This window comes from Rothia mucilaginosa, from assembly GCF_049990865.1.
Taxonomy (GTDB): domain Bacteria; phylum Actinomycetota; class Actinomycetes; order Actinomycetales; family Micrococcaceae; genus Rothia; species Rothia mucilaginosa_I.
Map to the genome: position 1 here is coordinate 1,012,179 of NZ_CP188231.1, position 16,441 is coordinate 1,028,619.

Annotated in this window: 15 protein-coding genes; 6 read left to right on the forward strand and 9 right to left on the reverse strand. The window is 55.1% G+C overall.

Annotated features, from left to right (window positions below; genetic code table 11):
* Nucleotides 1-179 precede the first annotated feature (179 nt).
* Both ACP3RB_RS04040 and ACP3RB_RS04045 read left to right on the forward strand, forming a co-directional pair.
* Complete coding sequence (locus tag ACP3RB_RS04040) at nucleotides 180-407, forward strand: hypothetical protein (RefSeq protein ID WP_005506080.1); 228 nt, start codon at nucleotides 180-182, stop codon at nucleotides 405-407.
* A gap of 172 nt (nucleotides 408-579) precedes the next feature.
* Nucleotides 580-1,308, forward strand: a complete 729-nt coding sequence (locus ACP3RB_RS04045; protein WP_049354628.1) for a metal-dependent hydrolase — start codon at nucleotides 580-582, stop codon at nucleotides 1,306-1,308.
* Between the two features lie 833 nt (nucleotides 1,309-2,141).
* Here ACP3RB_RS04045 and ACP3RB_RS04050 read toward each other — a convergent pair.
* Nucleotides 2,142-3,740, reverse strand: coding sequence for an ABC-F family ATP-binding cassette domain-containing protein (locus ACP3RB_RS04050; protein ID WP_426699507.1), 1,599 nt, complete (start codon nucleotides 3,738-3,740; stop codon nucleotides 2,142-2,144).
* A gap of 291 nt (nucleotides 3,741-4,031) precedes the next feature.
* On the opposite strand from ACP3RB_RS04050, the gene ACP3RB_RS04055 reads away from it, so the two are divergent.
* From ACP3RB_RS04055 to ACP3RB_RS04065, 3 genes are read left to right on the forward strand one after another with little or no spacing between them, the layout of a single operon-like run.
* Nucleotides 4,032-4,673 (forward strand): biotin transporter BioY, encoded by a 642-nt coding sequence (locus ACP3RB_RS04055; RefSeq protein WP_426699508.1) that lies wholly within the window; start codon nucleotides 4,032-4,034, stop codon nucleotides 4,671-4,673.
* Between the two features lie 32 nt (nucleotides 4,674-4,705).
* On the forward strand, nucleotides 4,706-5,599 hold the full coding sequence (locus ACP3RB_RS04060; protein WP_426699509.1) for an energy-coupling factor ABC transporter ATP-binding protein: 894 nt from the start codon (nucleotides 4,706-4,708) through the stop codon (nucleotides 5,597-5,599).
* On the forward strand, nucleotides 5,589-6,263 hold the full coding sequence (locus tag ACP3RB_RS04065; protein WP_303962254.1) for an energy-coupling factor transporter transmembrane protein EcfT: 675 nt from the start codon (nucleotides 5,589-5,591) through the stop codon (nucleotides 6,261-6,263). The genes ACP3RB_RS04060 and ACP3RB_RS04065 overlap by 11 nt, the downstream gene beginning before the upstream one ends.
* A 79-nt stretch (nucleotides 6,264-6,342) precedes the next feature.
* Here the strand turns inward: ACP3RB_RS04065 and ACP3RB_RS04070 are convergent, their stop codons facing one another.
* The gene (locus ACP3RB_RS04070; RefSeq protein WP_426699510.1) at nucleotides 6,343-7,197 is read right to left on the reverse strand and encodes a DUF4253 domain-containing protein; all 855 of its coding nucleotides are present in this window, start codon (nucleotides 7,195-7,197) and stop codon (nucleotides 6,343-6,345) included.
* A gap of 540 nt (nucleotides 7,198-7,737) precedes the next feature.
* On the opposite strand from ACP3RB_RS04070, the gene ACP3RB_RS04075 reads away from it, so the two are divergent.
* Nucleotides 7,738-8,238: an HD domain-containing protein gene (locus tag ACP3RB_RS04075; RefSeq protein WP_005506097.1), complete on the forward strand. Its 501-nt coding sequence runs from the start codon at nucleotides 7,738-7,740 to the stop codon at nucleotides 8,236-8,238.
* Nucleotides 8,239-8,397: 159 nt separating this feature from the next.
* On the opposite strand, the gene ACP3RB_RS04080 is transcribed toward ACP3RB_RS04075, so the two are convergent.
* The 7 genes from ACP3RB_RS04080 to ACP3RB_RS04110 form a co-directional block, all read right to left on the reverse strand.
* The gene (locus ACP3RB_RS04080; RefSeq protein WP_426699511.1) at nucleotides 8,398-10,311 is read right to left on the reverse strand and encodes an ATP-binding protein; all 1,914 of its coding nucleotides are present in this window, start codon (nucleotides 10,309-10,311) and stop codon (nucleotides 8,398-8,400) included.
* Between the two features lies 1 nt (nucleotide 10,312).
* Nucleotides 10,313-11,341 (reverse strand): SIR2 family protein, encoded by a 1,029-nt coding sequence (locus ACP3RB_RS04085; RefSeq protein ID WP_426699512.1) that lies wholly within the window; start codon nucleotides 11,339-11,341, stop codon nucleotides 10,313-10,315.
* Nucleotides 11,342-11,495: 154 nt separating this feature from the next.
* Nucleotides 11,496-11,825: a metal-sulfur cluster assembly factor gene (locus tag ACP3RB_RS04090; RefSeq protein WP_060824818.1), complete on the reverse strand. Its 330-nt coding sequence runs from the start codon at nucleotides 11,823-11,825 to the stop codon at nucleotides 11,496-11,498.
* Between the two features lie 39 nt (nucleotides 11,826-11,864).
* Entirely contained in the window at nucleotides 11,865-12,623 is a 759-nt protein-coding gene (gene sufC, locus ACP3RB_RS04095) for a Fe-S cluster assembly ATPase SufC (RefSeq protein ID WP_311452319.1), read from the reverse strand.
* A gap of 19 nt (nucleotides 12,624-12,642) precedes the next feature.
* Nucleotides 12,643-13,917: a Fe-S cluster assembly protein SufD gene (gene sufD / locus ACP3RB_RS04100; RefSeq protein ID WP_311472702.1), complete on the reverse strand. Its 1,275-nt coding sequence runs from the start codon at nucleotides 13,915-13,917 to the stop codon at nucleotides 12,643-12,645.
* A complete protein-coding gene (gene sufB, locus ACP3RB_RS04105) occupies nucleotides 13,917-15,374 on the reverse strand; it encodes a Fe-S cluster assembly protein SufB (protein ID WP_060824821.1) in 1,458 nt (485 codons plus the stop codon). The genes sufD and sufB overlap by 1 nt, the downstream gene beginning before the upstream one ends.
* A 187-nt stretch (nucleotides 15,375-15,561) precedes the next feature.
* Nucleotides 15,562-16,440 (reverse strand): helix-turn-helix transcriptional regulator, encoded by an 879-nt coding sequence (locus ACP3RB_RS04110; RefSeq protein WP_426699513.1) that lies wholly within the window; start codon nucleotides 16,438-16,440, stop codon nucleotides 15,562-15,564.
* Nucleotide 16,441 lies beyond the last annotated feature (1 nt).

Below are 16,441 nucleotides of genomic sequence, written 5' to 3' on the forward strand. Positions count from 1 at the left end.
CGATGGTGCCGCAGGCTACACTCCACTCTTGAACGCTGAACACCTACTCCCCTTCTTTTGCATACCTCATCGGGCGCGTACACTAGCTGAAGCGGAACAGCCCGCGCCCCCTTTCTGCGGGCTCGCGCGGGCACAGAATAACACCGCACGTAGAGGCGCAATAGTAAGGATAAGAAGACATGGATCTGCTCGGTTCACTCTCTCAGGATGCACAGCCCGAGTACGCCAAGTGCTCCCGCAAGGGCTGCCAGCAGGCGGCAGAATTTCAGCTGCTCTGGAACAACCCGAAGGTGCACACCCCCGAGCGCCGCAAAATCTGGTTGGCGTGCTCCGAGCACGTGGGCTGGCTCGAGAATTACCTACGCGAGCGTGAGTTCTGGAAGCAGACTCTTCCATTTGAAGGCTAGCACCGCTTGAGAGGTAGCTCCGTTTGAGGGATAACCCCACCTATCGAAAGTAATTTCGATATATGCTATATTTGTTCTAATGAGTTCGGGTGAGCATCCCGGCACGCCAGACAATTACACTCGCTGGACAATTACGCTCACTAGGCAATCACACCCAAGGAGGCACCTCCCCATGATGGGCTATTCACACACCGTCAGCGCCGCAGCTGGCTGGCTAGTGCTCGTCGAGACGGGAGTGGTGCAGGTTCCCGATACCCCCACCCTCATCGTGACTACTCTGGCGTGCGCCGGCGCGGGTATGCTACCGGATATTGACCACCACAACGGCAGTATCGCCAACTCCATTCCACCCATTTCACGCTGGGTAGCACGCATTGTCGGTGCAGTCAGCGGAGGACACCGCAAGGGAACGCACTCTATTTTGGGTCTGGTAGCCTTCTGGGCGATTGCCTATTTCAGCGCCAACCTGAGCTACAACGGAATCCCCTGGGCTTCACTACTTCTTGCCGCATTCTCGGGCGGTCTAGCCTTACGTGTGCTTGGCGCACCGGGTGGATGGATCGGTGCCGTCGCCCTCGGGTACGCCGCCTACACGACCGATTCGCTGGCACTACTCCCCTGGGCTATTTCGGTCGGTGCCACCATTCACCTGATCGGCGACCTGCTGACAACCCGCGGACTGCTACCCCTCTACCCCATTGTCATCAAGCCCCTGGTGGCATCCCCCCTATGGAAAAAGAGCGGCTACATGGCGCTCCCAATCCTGGGTGATGCTGGCAGCGTACGCGAGAAGGCGCTCGTTCTAGCACTGACCGGGTACGTCGCCTGGTACGCGGCAGCCATGATGGGCTTCACCGAATACCCCCTGCAAATGTTCGGGCTGGGTATTCACGCCGCATAACTAAATTCTCAACGCATAACTAAATTCTCCATGAGAACAGTATCAAAGAGGACAGCAAAGCGCCCCGTCACTTCCCTACGGAAGCGGCGGGGCACTTTTCTAATCCTTATCCCGACCTATCGGGGTGAGAGATTAAGCGTCCTGGATGGGCCAGAAGACGTCAACCTCAACGTTCTCTTCACCGGAGGTGGGGTACTTCTCGAACTCAGTGTTGTGCATTGGCAGTTCTCCTTTGTGAGCGGGCGGGAATCTCTTCTCCCCCGCGTTAGCTCACCATCTGTAGTGAGCCCTAATGTTTCGCTTTTGCGTCCTCGCAATGGCGGGAACAGTTATAAGTCTACGCCCCATACATGTTGGGTTTCTACCATTTTTCCCACAATGTATGTAGAGACACATGAAAAATTCAAAAAGCCCACACAGACCCCCCGAAATATCGCCTAAGAGCTTTTCTTTCCCTCAGGAAAACCCACAAGTCAACATTATTTCCCGTCAAATACGCCGCGAGTTTCATGCGCCAGAACCCACAATTCCCATGCACGGGAACGCAATAACACCACATATGATCAGAAAACAATACAACCCCACGGGCCAGGTCACATTTTTCGGCACTATTCACGAGAAAAATACCGACAACATCTTCCGCAACACATTTTCAGAGCACAGAAATACGCCACAAACAATACGCCCCGGACAATAGAACAACGCGCACAATAAAACACCGCGCGATACACACAAGACACGCAAAGAGGCCCCGGTGCCACACGGCACCGGAGCCTCCCCCATGCTTTTATGTCGGTGAATATTGCTCTATGAATATTGCTTTACGCCAGCCTTTACGCCAGCGAAATCAGATCCTGGTAATCCTTCGACCATAGGTCCTCCACCGCATCCGGCAGAAGCAGCACGCGCTCAGGATCCAGCGCTTCCACTGCGCCCTCATCGTGAGAAACCATCACAATAGCACCCTGGTACGCCTTCAACGCATTCAGAATCTCCTCACGCGAGGCGGGGTCCAGGTTGTTGGTCGGCTCATCGAGCAGCAGCACGTTCGCACTCGACGCCACCAGGGTCGCCAGGGACAGACGGGTCTTCTCACCACCGGAAAGCACACCGGCAGGCTTATCCACATCATCACCGGAGAACAGGAACGAACCCAGAATCGTGCGCACCCGGGTGTCATCCAGATCCGGCGCAGCAGACTTCATATTCTCAAAGACAGTGCGGTCGCCATCAAGAATTTCGTGTTCCTGCGCAAAATAGCCCAGCTTCGCGCCGTGACCGTACACGACCTCGCCCGTATCAGGCTCGATGGCACCAGCCAGCATGCGCAGCAGAGTGGTCTTACCGGCACCGTTCAGGCCCAGCACCACCACGCGCGAACCGCGGTCAATTGCCAAATCAACGTCCGTGAAAATCTCTAGAGAGCCGTAGGACTTTGACAGACCCTGGGCAGAGAGCGGAGTCTTACCGCACGGCGCCGGATCCGGGAAGCGAATTGCCGCAACCTTATCGCTCTGACGCTCCTCCTCCAGGCCGCGCAGAAGCTTCTCAGCACGCTTAATCATCTGCTGAGCAGCAACGGCCTTCGTCGCCTTCGCGCGCATCTTATTCGCCTGCTCCATCAGAGCATTCGCCTTCTTCTGCGCATTCGCACGCTCACGCTTGCGGCGGTGCTCATCCTGCTCACGCTGAGTCAGGTAGTTCTTCCAGCCCATGTTGTACTGGTCAATCACGCAGCGGTTCGCGTCCAGGTAGAAGACGCGGTTGACGACCAGTTCCATCAGGTCAACATCGTGGCTAATGACCATCAGGCCGCCCGAGAAGTTCTTCAAGAAATCGCGCAGCCACAGAACCGAGTCGGCATCCAGGTGGTTGGTCGGCTCATCCAGCAGCATGGTGTCCGCATTGGAGAAGAGAATACGCGCCAGCTCCACACGGCGACGCTGACCGCCCGACAGAGTAGACAGCGGCTGGGCGAGCACACGCTCCGGCAGGTCCAGGTTGGAGGTGATGACCGCCGCCTCCGACTCAGCCGCGTAGCCGCCACCGGCAATAAACTCAGCCTCAAGACGGTCGTAGCGGCGCATACCCTTAGCGCGCACCGCCGGGTCCTCGCTCGCCATGTCTTCCTGCGCCTGACGCATCTTGCGCGCCACACCATCCAGGCCACGCGCCGAGAGGATGCGGTCACGAGCCAGCTGGCTCATGTCATCCACCTTCGGGTCCTGCGGCAGGTAGCCGATAGTGCCGCTACGGGTCACCGTACCGTCAGCAGGCAGGGTCAGACCGGCAAGCACCTTAGTCATAGTGGTCTTACCGGCACCGTTGCGGCCCACCAGACCAATCTTGTCGCCCTTATCGATGCGGAAGGTGACCTCTTCCATGAGCAGGCGCGCACCTGCACGCAATTCGAGGTTCTGTACAGCAATCATGGGTGCCTTTCCGGATGGCGTCTGGTGTGTGGTCTTGGAGTGCTCGGTAGGCGGGATTCGCCGGGCTAGAAGTGGCGAGCGCGCGGAGCACCTCATCAATTTTAGTGCAGGTGTGCCGAGTGCGCATGTGGGAAACCTTTTGTTTTTGTGGCGTGAGGTGTACGATACATACCGAACACTATTTGTAGAACATTGTTCAAAACTGGGTTGTGACAAGCAAGTCAACCACCGCTACCCTCAACTCCGTAGAAAAATCTGCGGAGAAATACGTATCAAAGGAGTACCACCTCAATGACCGATTCCGCGCGCGAATCAGCCCAGGCAATCCCGGCAACCCAGGCACCGCGCCGTAACGTAGCGGCAAAGACCTCCCTCGCCACCGATCTCTCCCTCATCGCAGTGTTTGCAGGCTTCATCGCCGCGCTCGCCATCATGCCCGCCATGAGCCTGGGCGGCATCGCGGTCCCCTTCACCTTCCAAACCCTCGGCATTTACATCACCGCCCAGGTGCTCGGCGGCAAACGCGCCACCGCCTCCGTGGCGCTGTACCTGCTGGTCGGTTTTGCTGGCCTGCCCATCTTCGCTAAGGGCGGCGCCGGTCTGGGTACGCTCGCCTCCCCCAGTGCCGGCTACCTGCTCGGCTTCCTGCCCTTCGCTGCTATTGCCGGTACCCTCGCCTACCTGTTCACCCGTAACACTCGTTCGGTTGGTGCGACCTTCCTCATGGCTCTGCTCGCGAACTTCTGCGGTTTTGTGGTTCTGACCGCCTGCGGTATCGCCGGTATGATGGTGAACGCCCACATGACTTTTGATGCCGCGTTCAGCGCGGCAATGGTATTCGTTCCCTGGGATCTAGTGAAGTCCACGATCGCGGTTCTGGTTGGTTTGTCGGTACGCCGCGCCTTCCCGTCCCTGGCTTCTACCCAGCGTTAAAGGCACACAATGTGCCACACGAGAGGATAGCTATGTTTTTTCGCCGCTCCACGCGCCAGCCTGCACCACAGCAGGTACAGGGCGAACAGGCGGTGAGCGCCTCTACCAGCATGCCCGCCCTTGAGCTTGAATCGGTAAGTGTTTTCACCGAGCTACCCGAAGGCGGGCATCGCCGTATCCTCAAGGATGTGAGCCTGCGGTTCACGGCGAAGCGCACCGCGGTGCTCGGTCTGAACGGTAGCGGCAAGTCCACCCTACTGGGGCTTTTCAATGGGCTCACCCACCCGGATGAAGGTATTGTGCGCGTGAACGGTGTCGACACCCTGGAGGCGCCGAGCCGCAGCTCGAAGGGTGCGGGTGCTCGCGGTAATTCGCAGGGCGCTTTTGAGGGTGTGGGCATGCTCTTCGCCCAGCCGGAGGCGCAGCTGATTATGCCCACCGTTGCCGAAGATATTGACCTGAGTCTGCGCCGTGCCGCATCCGTTGAAGGTAGTTCCCTCAGCGGTGAGCAGCGCCGCGAACGGATTCGTGGACTGCTCCGTGAGCGTGGCCTCGAACGTCTGGAGGACCAGAGCGTTTTTACCCTCTCAGGAGGCGAAAAGCAGCTGGTCGCTCTCACCAGCGTGCTGGCGGCGCACCCGCAGATTCTTCTGCTCGATGAGCCGACTACCCTACTGGATTTGCGCAATCGCGCGCGGCTGCTCAAGCATTTGGAGTCGCTGAATCAGATGCTGGTTCTCAGCACGCACGACCTGGATTTGGCGGCGTCCTGCGATGAAGCCGTGATTATCCATGACGGCCGTTTGCTCGCTCAGGGGGATGCGGTGCAGCTGGTGCAGCAGTACCGCACGTGGTGTGCCGAGGGGTTCCCCAACGAGGGTGCTACCGAAGGTCTGGATTCGTCAGGAGGCGCGCATGGGCGCTAACACGCCGCGTGTGAACCCTCGTCCCGCCTCCCAGGGCTCGGATTTCAACCCCGGCACCCTGCTGGTGGGTTTCTACCAGCCGCTGGGCACACCGGTGCATCGGGCGCCGCTGTGGTTCAAGGGGGCGCTCTTCTTTGGGTTGTTTCTGCTGTTGGCGGTGACCGGCTGGCAGGTGGCGCTGGTGGCTTTGGTCGCGTCCGCACTGTGCGCCTTGTGGGCTGGTGTGCCCGCCTCCCAGTTGTGGCTGGTGGTTCGCACATTGTCTCTGCTGCTACTGATTATGGTCGCCTATTACGTGTTTACGGGGCAGTACGCCTCCGGCGCGGATGCTATCGCGACCATGCTGACGGCTTTCTACGCTTCCCGCACCCTGCTGGTGAGCACTCCCCTGCCGGTTCTGATTGACGGCTTTGTGAGGCTCTGTTCGCCGCTGCGTTTCGTGGGTCTTTCTCCCGAGCGTCTGGGTCTGCTGATTGCGTTGATGGTCCGGTCGATTCCGGCGCTCATGGACCGTTGGGGTGCGTTGCGCAGGGCGGCGGTGGCGCGTAATCTGCCCAAGCGCATGTATTGGCGGCTGCTGATTCCGTGGGTGGTGCAGGCGGTTGATTACGCGACGGCGACCGCTCGTGCTTTGCGGGCACGACACGTGGATGAGCTGAAATAGCGCAGATACGCGAGAGGGGCGGGGTGAACCGTAAAGTTCACCCCGCCCCTTCGCTGTGCCTCGCCTAGCTTAGGCTGGTTTAGGGCGTTTCAATGAGAAGCGCTGCCGGGAGCTGCTCCCACCACAGGTACCAGTCGTGCTGGCCGTAGAGCGCCTCCACAAGCTTGTCGAAGCCGCGGTAGACACGCACCGGCATCGCCGAGGAAACCATCGTATGCTCAACCGCCAGGATCTCTGCGTCGCGGCGAGTCGTGACCGGTACAGGCGTGTAGAACTCGATAAAGTCCGAGGCAATAACAGCCGGGTAGGCGTCGTCGCGTTCAAACCAGTAGCGGGCAATGGACAGCATCGCCTCGGGGCTGGGGCTGGAGTCCCACCCGCCGAAAGGCAGGTAGGCGAACACCCCGGAAGCATCCCACAGCGGCAGGTCCATGATGAGCAGTTCCGCGGCGCTGTCAATGTCGGTGGCTTTGACCTTCTCATTGATGATGCCGGCGGTCAGTTCGAAGGGGTACTCCGCTTTCAGCGGCATAGCGATATCGTCTTCACCGAGTTCGCCGTTTTCCATGAGGAGACGGTAGGTCTGCAGGTAGGTGCTCTCGTTCAGGTGCCGGAACGCCTCGTGCGCGGCAACTTCTACACCGACTTGATCCAGGTAATGGTGATGGTCGGTGATGAGCTCATGTGCGTACCGCTCGACGGTGTCGGCGGTGATGTCCTGCACTGGGGTTGAGGTACGCAGGGAGACGTTATTCTCAATGGTCCCGAGCAGGGTCGGGTCGAGGGCAACCACGATGGGGGTTGTTCCCCGGTTCTTGCCCTCGTAAAGGTGTTCGAGGTATCGCCGGTTAAGTTCGGCTCGTGGGGCGCCGTGGCGGATTCGCTCGTGTGGGTAGGGATACAAAGCGACGAAGCGCTCATAGAGCTCTGCCATGGTGTTCTCCGATGTTTGGTTGCCCCCAGTTTATCGCGTATTTTCGCGCAAAAATACGGGTTTTTGGATGTTTTAGCGGGGCACGGAGGGCGCGCGATTTTTTCGTTTGATGAGTGTGTATCGGTGTGTGCTAAACACGCTTAAACTGCCTTAGTGTTGGGCGGTTTGCGCGCCGATTTTCGCTAGAAAAAGTTAGAAATTTTTCGCCACCATATGAGATTGTGGGCGAGTTACCCCGGGCGGTACCAAAGGGTTCGGCGGACACTTTCGCGGAGGGGCGGGCGCCTCCTGAATGTCTGTTACCAACCGCAGATACACGGCAGAAAGGGCACCAAACCCACAATTTCAGAAGGAAAAACACCCTCTTTTCTTCTTCGGCGCGTCATATTTGACGTATTAGGGGTGTTTCGGGCGAGTTCTGCCGCCGCCGCGTAGCTGCTGGAGTAAAGTGTTGGTACCAGCTACCGCCCGTGCCGTGTTGGTACGGAAAACGCCGCTGGGACCATCAACTCGCAGGAGTTCAAACCAACGGAGGTTCTCATGTCGAATAACTACTACAAAGAGATGGTTCGCCTGGCTGACAGCATTGCTGATAAGGCGCATGAGGGGCAGACTGACCGTAACGGCTGGCCCTATATCTCCCATCCCCGCCGTGTGGCTCTTGGGGTGCGTAAGCTTGCTTGTGAGTTGGCTGCCGCAACTCACCCTGATATCTCTTTGGAGGAGCTGAAGGCTGAAGCGCAGATTGTGGCGCTGCTGCATGACACGGTGGAGGATACCGGCGTTTCTCTCGCTTTCTTGGCGCGTCATTTCTCGGCGCGTATTGTGGATGCGATTGAGGCTTTGACCCGCCGCCCGGGTGAGTCGCGTGAGTCGTATCTGAGCCGGGTGCGTGTGAATGATTTGGCTCGTCTGGTGAAGCTTGCCGATATTGCGGATAATACTGACCCGCAGCGTTTGGCGCTTCTGGAGGAACCGACTCGTACCTGCCTCATGATTAAGTATGAGCACTCGCTGAAGCTGCTGCACCTGAACGACTAGGTTCAAAGCTGACAGTATAGAAGCCGCCCGGTATGGAATATATTCCATGCCGGGCGGCTCTTTGTGCTTTCTGTGAGTAGAAGCTGAGCCTATCGTTTAAGCTCTATAATCTGTAACTCATTTTCATCCTGGTTGCTCGTATCAAAGCGGTATTCCTTCTTAGAGAAGATCCTCCATAGATGGGTTGGAATCAGGATTAGACTCTTCCACCCACAGGTCGGTAAGAACTAAGTCGTTGCTATGGGGTCTCGGTTCCAATTCGTTCCAGTCTATTAGAGCCAATACAGGGAAAGAGAAATCTGCACCAGTAATGACACATTCCCCTTTACCCAAAGACGGAATCGCTTCAAAGGAGGCATGATCCAGAGTTGATGTTGTTCTTCCAACTATCTGTAAATCAAGCTCGTTAACGAGTCGATGAATAAAAAAGTTATGTATCTGGTAGACAATTGAAGGCAATATATCCGCAGGGCGCTGACTAGAAAGAGTTACGTAAAAACCAAACTTCCTACCTTCTTTAACGATTTCTTCAAAGGCATCGAGGCAATAATCTTTTCCGCGATTTTCCAGTTCACCCGAATTAGCATTTAGAATATTATGTGCTTCATCAATAATAAGGTGAGTTGTTGAACCATTACCTTTTTTATCCTTTTGTTCAGCGTACATAATTTTTGCAACCAACGCAGGTATCATACGTTTAGTGTTCTGATTTGCACTCGACAAATCTATAATGTTGAGATTATTGAAATTTTGAAGACTTTGTTCACCCACAGAGACGACTTTATCTAAATCCTTTAAAGCTACACCTATTCTTTTCATAAGAGGATCAAGATATTCTTTTTGTACGTCCCCCCAAGCCGTATTATATATATAGGAGAACCTAAGGATAAACCCTAATCGACTCAAAGGTGGTGAATTTTTCAGGGCCTGCTCCAAGACTGGCAAAAGGGATTTTTCTAATTCATGATTAACAAATTCACTTAAATCCAGACCGTCACATATCATCCTCTCGGAATCAAACCCCTTGGGGTAATCTGCATGAAATCCTGGATTGCCATTGTAATAATAACTACCGGCCCCTTGCGAGGAAACCATCGAAAAAAACGAACTATAAAAATTCCATGAAGGTCCATTTTTCTCAACAAACTCTTTATATAAATCAACCCATTCACTATATGCCTCACTATGAGCAGTGAGCTGCGTAGTTAAAATCTTCTTATACGTTCTAAGTATAGACTTTGCCAAACGACCCCAATCTCCTCTTTTCTTATTATAATGATTAAGTGTGCTATTTATAAATGAAACCTGATTTTCAGAACGCGCACCAAAGAGCATAGACAGAATTTCTGCATCAGACAAATAAGTCTCACTCAAAGGAATTCTATTTAAATTACCCGATCTTGCAGATAATTTAAACACACTCTTTTTTTCAAAAGAAACACCAAAGGAATCATCATGCGAATATTCCCCATTGAAATCAATAACAATAAATTTTGAATTTTCTAGCGCACCTTTCCCATATTTTTTAAATAGATTGAAATATAGGCGATGTAAAGTGTTTGATTTGCCACTACCAGAATTCCCAAATATACCGATATGAGAGCCAAAAACGCGACTAATTGGAATATTAACTTCCTGATTTCCAAGAAGGTCACCTCCAACACGTAGCACAGGAGTTCCATCACCCAATGAATACATTGCAGAATAGTCATTATGGGTAATGCATGCTACTTTATTGCCAACCATGGGGACATAACGAGACGTAACATTAAACCTCCCATCCTTAATAGTTCCCACACTCTTTGTTTTAATGATCCTATTAATAGAATCCTTAGAGTATCTATTGTCAAACTCTTTACTGCCGACAGGGTTTTGCTGGTCAATAATTTTTTCTGATATCACTTTTGCAACAATTCTAACATTCCCTTGAAGAATCGACACAAAAGAACCAACCTTGGGACCAGGAAGAATCTGACCATCCCATAAAATATTAGACCCATTGACCATTTCATACATAGCTATCTCTGCAATATTTGATTCCACAGAGACAACAATCCCAATATGCTTATCCATCTCACTTGACTCCAAAGCGAAAAATTCTAGTTACAGCATCCAGTGTTAAATGTTCACTATCTGCAATCGAATTACTATCAGACCGAATATCCCTTGGCCAAATAAATTTCAGATTTTTTGGATATTCAGATGGCTCATATCCTAGATTCCTAATAATATTTCCCTCAGTTCTATCTGAGTAGCAAAAAATATACGCTTTTAGTTCTTTATTTCTAAGTGCTCGCTGCATCATTTTAGATATATGCTTATCTTGAAATGAAAATCCAACAACGAACAAAACTGACTGGGGTTTATCTAATTCAGTTTGAAAAATCCTAAGGGTGTCATGAAAATAGTTCTCCGCAAATGTATTTCGTGATTCATGACCATCGGGCTTAACAATAACGGGGCCATCCACAACTTCTGCCTTAATTTCTATCTCATCATTATCTGTTTTTTTCCAATTAACTGAGCCATGTGGCTTAATCAATGAAACACTAGGAATTTCGTCAATAAAATTATTGGAGGGCCCCCTATAGGAAACAGTTCGATTAAAATTTAAATTATCCAAAATTCTCTCAAAATACCCTCGAGAACCATCATTGACAACAAATGTTTCAGATTTTGATACTTTATCAAGAGCGCCTTCAAGAAATAAATCATAATTAGTCGTAAAGATATTTACATTTTTGGGAATCTGGCGCGAGTTCATTCTGTTCATGAGACTAACGATTTCCCGAACAAATGCGGTATAGCTCCTAGAAACCAGTTTTACACTATCCAAGTCCCCCCTGTCTTCCTCTGAGCGACCCAAAATAATTTCACTTACTCGAATGACATCTTTTAAAAGTAATTCATTGCCATATTCTTCGCAGGTTTTGCAATGTGCGCCTCCTGCAGATTCATTAGGTGTCTCATGGTCATTGTTTCCTCTGGCTTTTTCCCAATACGTATTCATCGTGCCAATCGCACCCGATGAACATCCTGAGCCAATCAGAAAATTCACATTCTTGCTGACCGCAACCTCGCGGATCTCTTCCAGAATATGCATATCCCCTCCTATGGAAATATGGTTAACAATATCCTTCTCAATATAGCTTCATCATGGTGAACGGTCAAAGCCCTCTAAAGCACAAAAGTACCCGCCCGGTGCCGAAGGCATACACCTTCCGCACCGGGCGGGTACCTTATCTGCGGTCAGGAGCTTAGATGTTGAAACCCAGCGCGCGCATCATATCGCGGCCGTCCTCAGTAATACGCTCCGGACCCCACGGCGGCATCCAAACCCAGTTCACACGCCAAGAATCAACCAGGTTATCCAGGTTAGCCTGAACCTGCTCCTCAATAACCTCCTGCAGCGGGCACGCCGCGGTGGTCAGAGTCAGGTCCAGAATGAGGGTTCCATCCTCATCCCAGCGCAGACCGTAGAGCAGACCGAGGTCAACAATATTGACGCCGAGCTCCGGGTCAATAACCTCCTTGAGGGCTTCCTCAATCTCTTCCTGAGGAACACGACCCTGCACAGTCTCAGTCATAGTTCTATCTTTCTGTCAGAATCCGGTCAGGGAAGAAGCTTACTTCTTACCCACGTAAGCTACGTAGCCCTCTTCTTCCAGGCGGTCAGCCAGCTCGGGGCCGCCCTGGTCAACCATCTTGCCGTCCACGAACACGTGCACGAACTGCGGCTTGATGTAGCGCAGGATGCGGGTGTAGTGGGTAATCAGCATGACGCCCATGTTGTTCTCGTCGTGCGCACGGTTCACGCCCTCAGACACGATCTTCAGTGCGTCAACGTCCAGACCGGAGTCAGTCTCATCCAGGATGCCGAACTTGGGCTTGAGCAGCTCCAGCTGCAGAATCTCGTGGCGCTTCTTCTCACCACCGGAGAAGCCCTCGTTCACGTTACGTGCGATGAACGCGGGGTCAATCTCCAGGTTCTTCATGGCTTCCTTAACGTCCTTGGTCCAGGTACGCAGGGAGGGAGCCTGACCGTCCACAGCGGTCTTAGCGGAACGCAGGAAGTTGGACATGGTCACACCGGGGATCTCAACCGGGTACTGCATAGCCAGGAACAGGCCTGCGCGTGCACGCTCGTCCACGCTCATCTCGGTGATGTCCTCACCGTCGAGCAGGATCTGACCGGAGTCAACCTGGTACTTGGGGTGGCCAGCAATGGTGGAAGCCAGAGTGGACTTACCGGAACCGTTCGGGCCCATGATTGCGTGAATCTCGCCCGAGTTGATGGTCAGGTTAACGCCCTTCAGGATGGGCTTGGTGGTTTCGTCGTCGAGGATAACCGAGACGTGAAGGTCCTTGATTTCAAGGGTAGACATTGATTTCTCCTGGTAAAGCTTAGTTGTTGCTGAGGGCGAGCTCTGCCTCAAGGGCCTCGGTGAGCTGCTCTTCAAGTTCGGGAACACGAATCTGCTGAATGATCTCGTTCAGGAAGCCGCGCACGACCAGACGGCGTGCCTCAGCCTCCGGAATACCGCGAGCCTGCAGGTACCACAGGTGCTGTTCATCGAGCTGGCCGGTGGTGGATGCGTGGCCGGCGCCCTCAATCAGGCCGGTCTCAATCTCCAGGTTCGGCACGGAGTCGGCGCGGGGGCCAACTTCCAGCAGCAGGTTACGGTTCAGCTCGTAGGTGTCGGTGCCTTCTGCATCCTTACCAATCAGAACGTCACCAACCCATACGGAGTGCGCACCCTTACCCTGCAGTGCGCCCTTGTAGGTCACGCGGGACTTGCAGTTGGGTACGGAGTGGTCCACGAACAGGCGGGACTCAATGTGCTGGCCAGCGTCTACGAAGTACAGGCCGTACATTTCAGTCTCAGCGCCGGGAGCAGTGAACTTGGTGGAGGGGGTCACGCGCACCAGGTCGCCGCCGAGGGACACCACAACGTGCTTGAAGCGTGCGTTGCGGCCCAGCTTAGCGTAGTGTGCGGAGGTGTGGATTGCGTCGTCAGCCCACTGCTGCACGGAAACAACGTTCAGCTCAGCCTCGTCGTTCACCACGAACTCAACATTCTGTGCCAGGACGGTGGAGCCGGTGTGGCGCAGAACCACGACAGCCTTCGAGAAGGGCTTAGCCTCAATCACGATGTGCTGTGCGGCAGGCTCGTTGCCGGTGCCGGTGATGTCGATTTCCACGTGCTCAGCCAGTTCAGCTTCGGCGGGGATGGTCACCACGGTTGCTTCGGTGAAGCTGGACCACGCGTTCGCTGCCACACGGTCCTCGGGGATACCTGCGGAGCCGATGCGTGCATCCTCGCGGGAGACGGTCTCAACCTGAACCTGCTCGGGTGCAGTGATCTTCGGTGCCGGTGCGGTGCCGGTCAGCTTCTCCAGGTGCAGGCCGCCCAGACGCTTCAGCGGGGTGAAGCGCCAGTCCTCTTCACGACCGGTCAGGGGTGCGAAGTCCTCCACGTTGTAGGAGGTCTTACGCTCTGCACGGGATGCTTCGAGTACCTTCTGGACGTTGTTCGGGTTGGAGCCCTGGTGGTGTGCCTCGGTGGCGCGCAGCAGGGTGTCATCGTGGGCGAACTCGGTGGCGAGCTTCTCGCCCTCCTGGTCCATGCCGGGGATGATCGGGGAGTGGTAACCCAGGGTTTCTTCGTTGGTCGGCATTAGCCCACAGATCCTTCCATCTGAAGTTCGATCAGGCGGTTCAGTTCGAGTGCGTACTCCATCGGCAGCTCACGTGCGATGGGCTCAACGAAGCCGCGGACAATCATTGCCATTGCTTCTTCTTCGCTCAGGCCGCGCTGCATCAGGTAGAACAGCTGGTCCTCAGAGACGCGGGAAACGGTCGCCTCGTGACCCATGGTCACATCGTCCTCGCGGACATCCACGTAGGGGTAGGTGTCGGAGCGGGAGATGGTGTCCACCAGCAGTGCGTCACAGACCACGGAGGACTTGGAGTGCTTAGCGCCCTCACGAACCTGAACCAGGCCGCGGTATGCGCTGCGGCCGCCGTTACGTGCCACGGACTTGGACACAATGGTCGAGGAGGTGTTCGGTGCAATGTGAACCATCTTCGAGCCGGTGTCCTGGTGCTGACCCTCACCCGCGAATGCGATGGACAGGGTCTCACCCTTAGCGTGCTCACCGACCATGTAAACAGCCGGGTACTTCTGGGTGACCTTGGAGCCGATGTTGCCGTCCACCCATTCCATGGTGGCGCCCTCGTGCGCAACCGCACGCTTGGTCACCAGGTTGTAGACGTTGTTCGACCAGTTCTGGATGGTGGTGTAGCGAACGCGTGCGTTCTTCTTCAGCACAATCTCAACCACTGCCGAGTGCAGGGAGTCGGACTTGTAGATGGGGGCGGTGCAACCCTCAATGTAGTGAACGTAGGAGCCTTCGTCCGCAATAATCAGGGTGCGTTCGAACTGGCCCATGTTCTCGGTATTAATGCGGAAGTACGCCTGCAGCGGGATCTCCACGTGAACTCCCGGGGGAACGTACACAAAGGAGCCACCGGACCATACGGCGGTGTTCAGTGCGGAGAACTTGTTGTCACCAATCGGGATGATGGAGCCGAAGTATTCCTTGAACAGTTCGGGGTATTCGCGCAGACCGGTGTCGGTGTCGACGAAGATCACGCCCTGCTTCTCCAGGTCCTCACGGATCTGGTGGTACACGACCTCAGACTCGTACTGTGCAGCCACACCCGCAACGAGGGAGTTACGCTCCGCCTCGGGAATGCCCAGGCGCTCGTAGGTGGTGCGGATGTCCTCGGGCAGCTCCTCCCAAGAAGCCGCCTGACCCTCGGTCGAACGCACGAAGTACTTGATGTTGTCGAAGTCGATTTCGGAAAGATCCGCACCCCAGGTGGGCATGGGCTTACGCTCGAAGAACTTCAGCGCCTTCAGACGCATGTCCAGCATCCACTGGGGTTCGTTCTTCTTTGCAGAGATGTCGCGCACGACATCCTCATCCAGGCCGCGCTTTGCTACCTGGCCTGCTTCGTCGGAGTCTGCCCAACCGTACTCGTAGTTGCCAATGCCCTCGAGTTCGGGGTTCATCTCCAGGATCTCTGAAATGACGGTGTCGTTGGCGTTCTGCCCAACTTTCTCAGTCATTACGGCCTTTCTTCGATGGTTATTACATTTCTTGCCGCCACCTGCCGGTTGCAGGTGCGGTAGTTGAGGGGGCTGATACCGCGCTCGACCACGGCGTTTAACGCAGCGTGGGGCGGGCGGGTTTCAGCATGCGGGTCGCACCCTTGAGGGGTTCATCGGGGTGCGCCGCTGGGTACTGCGGTGATTGTTACGCGGAAGATTCCTCCGAAGGTTTCCCTGCGGATTCTTCTGTGTTCTTCTCACTCTCGGCGGTGACGCGGTTCAGGGGCACGTGCGTGGTACACACATGAGCACCCGAAGCCATGGTTGAAAGCCTACGGACATCAACGCCGAGCAGGTCAGAAATAATCCCGGTTTCCTGCTCGCAGAACACTTGGAAGTCTCCAGCGAGGTCGCGTACCGGGCAGTGACCCTGACAGAGCTGAATACTTGCCAGGAAATGCTCGGGAACAGTTCGTCCTGCAGGAGGCGCGGTGACCTGAGCGGTCGCCACAAAACCATCCTTGCTCATTGCCTCTGCGAGCGCCTGCGCTCGGGCTGCCACATCGTCACCGGCGGCTTCTACGACGGGTCGGTAGCGGGCTTCCATTTCTGCGGCGCGGGCGGAGGCGAAAGCTTCGAGAGCTTCCTGCCCAACCGTGTCGCGGAGCATTTGCAGGGCTTCGCGGGCGATGATGAGGTAGTCGTTGCCGAGGCGTTCGTGGCCCTGGGGGGCGATCACGTAGCGGCGGGCGGGTCGTCCGGCTCCGGCGCCGTGCTTTTTGATGGGCGCGACCTCAATCATGTTGTTGGATTCGAGGGCGTCGAGGTGGCGGCGTACCGCTGCGGGGGTGAGGCTGAGGAGCTCACCGAGGGTTGCTGCGGATACGGGGCCGTTGTTGAGGACTTCACGCAGGACGCGGTCCCTGGTGCGTTCTTCTGCCTCGGCTTTGCGCTTGGATGTGCGTGCCGCGGAGGACTTTGTACTGGAAGCACCAGTAGAGCCCGAGGCGGCAGTTCGGGTGCCGTTTCGGGTCTGCGCCTCGTTCGTTGAGACGCGCTGAGGGGTCTTATTCACGGAATACACA

Bases quoted from the DNA above. Each gene is read 5' to 3' on its own strand.
- ACP3RB_RS04040 (WP_005506080.1), top strand. From the start codon at position 180: ATGGATCTGCTCGGTTCACTCTCTCAGGATGCACAGCCCGAGTACGCC.
- ACP3RB_RS04045 (WP_049354628.1), top strand. From the start codon at position 580: ATGATGGGCTATTCACACACCGTCAGCGCCGCAGCTGGCTGGCTAGTG.
- ACP3RB_RS04050 (WP_426699507.1), bottom strand. From the start codon at position 3,740: ATGATTGCTGTACAGAACCTCGAATTGCGTGCAGGTGCGCGCCTGCTC.
- ACP3RB_RS04055 (WP_426699508.1), top strand. From the start codon at position 4,032: ATGACCGATTCCGCGCGCGAATCAGCCCAGGCAATCCCGGCAACCCAG.
- ACP3RB_RS04060 (WP_426699509.1), top strand. From the start codon at position 4,706: ATGTTTTTTCGCCGCTCCACGCGCCAGCCTGCACCACAGCAGGTACAG.
- ACP3RB_RS04065 (WP_303962254.1), top strand. From the start codon at position 5,589: ATGGGCGCTAACACGCCGCGTGTGAACCCTCGTCCCGCCTCCCAGGGC.
- ACP3RB_RS04070 (WP_426699510.1), bottom strand. From the start codon at position 7,197: ATGGCAGAGCTCTATGAGCGCTTCGTCGCTTTGTATCCCTACCCACAC.
- ACP3RB_RS04075 (WP_005506097.1), top strand. From the start codon at position 7,738: ATGTCGAATAACTACTACAAAGAGATGGTTCGCCTGGCTGACAGCATT.
- ACP3RB_RS04080 (WP_426699511.1), bottom strand. From the start codon at position 10,311: ATGGATAAGCATATTGGGATTGTTGTCTCTGTGGAATCAAATATTGCA.
- ACP3RB_RS04085 (WP_426699512.1), bottom strand. From the start codon at position 11,341: ATGCATATTCTGGAAGAGATCCGCGAGGTTGCGGTCAGCAAGAATGTG.
- ACP3RB_RS04090 (WP_060824818.1), bottom strand. From the start codon at position 11,825: ATGACTGAGACTGTGCAGGGTCGTGTTCCTCAGGAAGAGATTGAGGAA.
- sufC (WP_311452319.1), bottom strand. From the start codon at position 12,623: ATGTCTACCCTTGAAATCAAGGACCTTCACGTCTCGGTTATCCTCGAC.
- sufD (WP_311472702.1), bottom strand. From the start codon at position 13,917: ATGCCGACCAACGAAGAAACCCTGGGTTACCACTCCCCGATCATCCCC.
- sufB (WP_060824821.1), bottom strand. From the start codon at position 15,374: ATGACTGAGAAAGTTGGGCAGAACGCCAACGACACCGTCATTTCAGAG.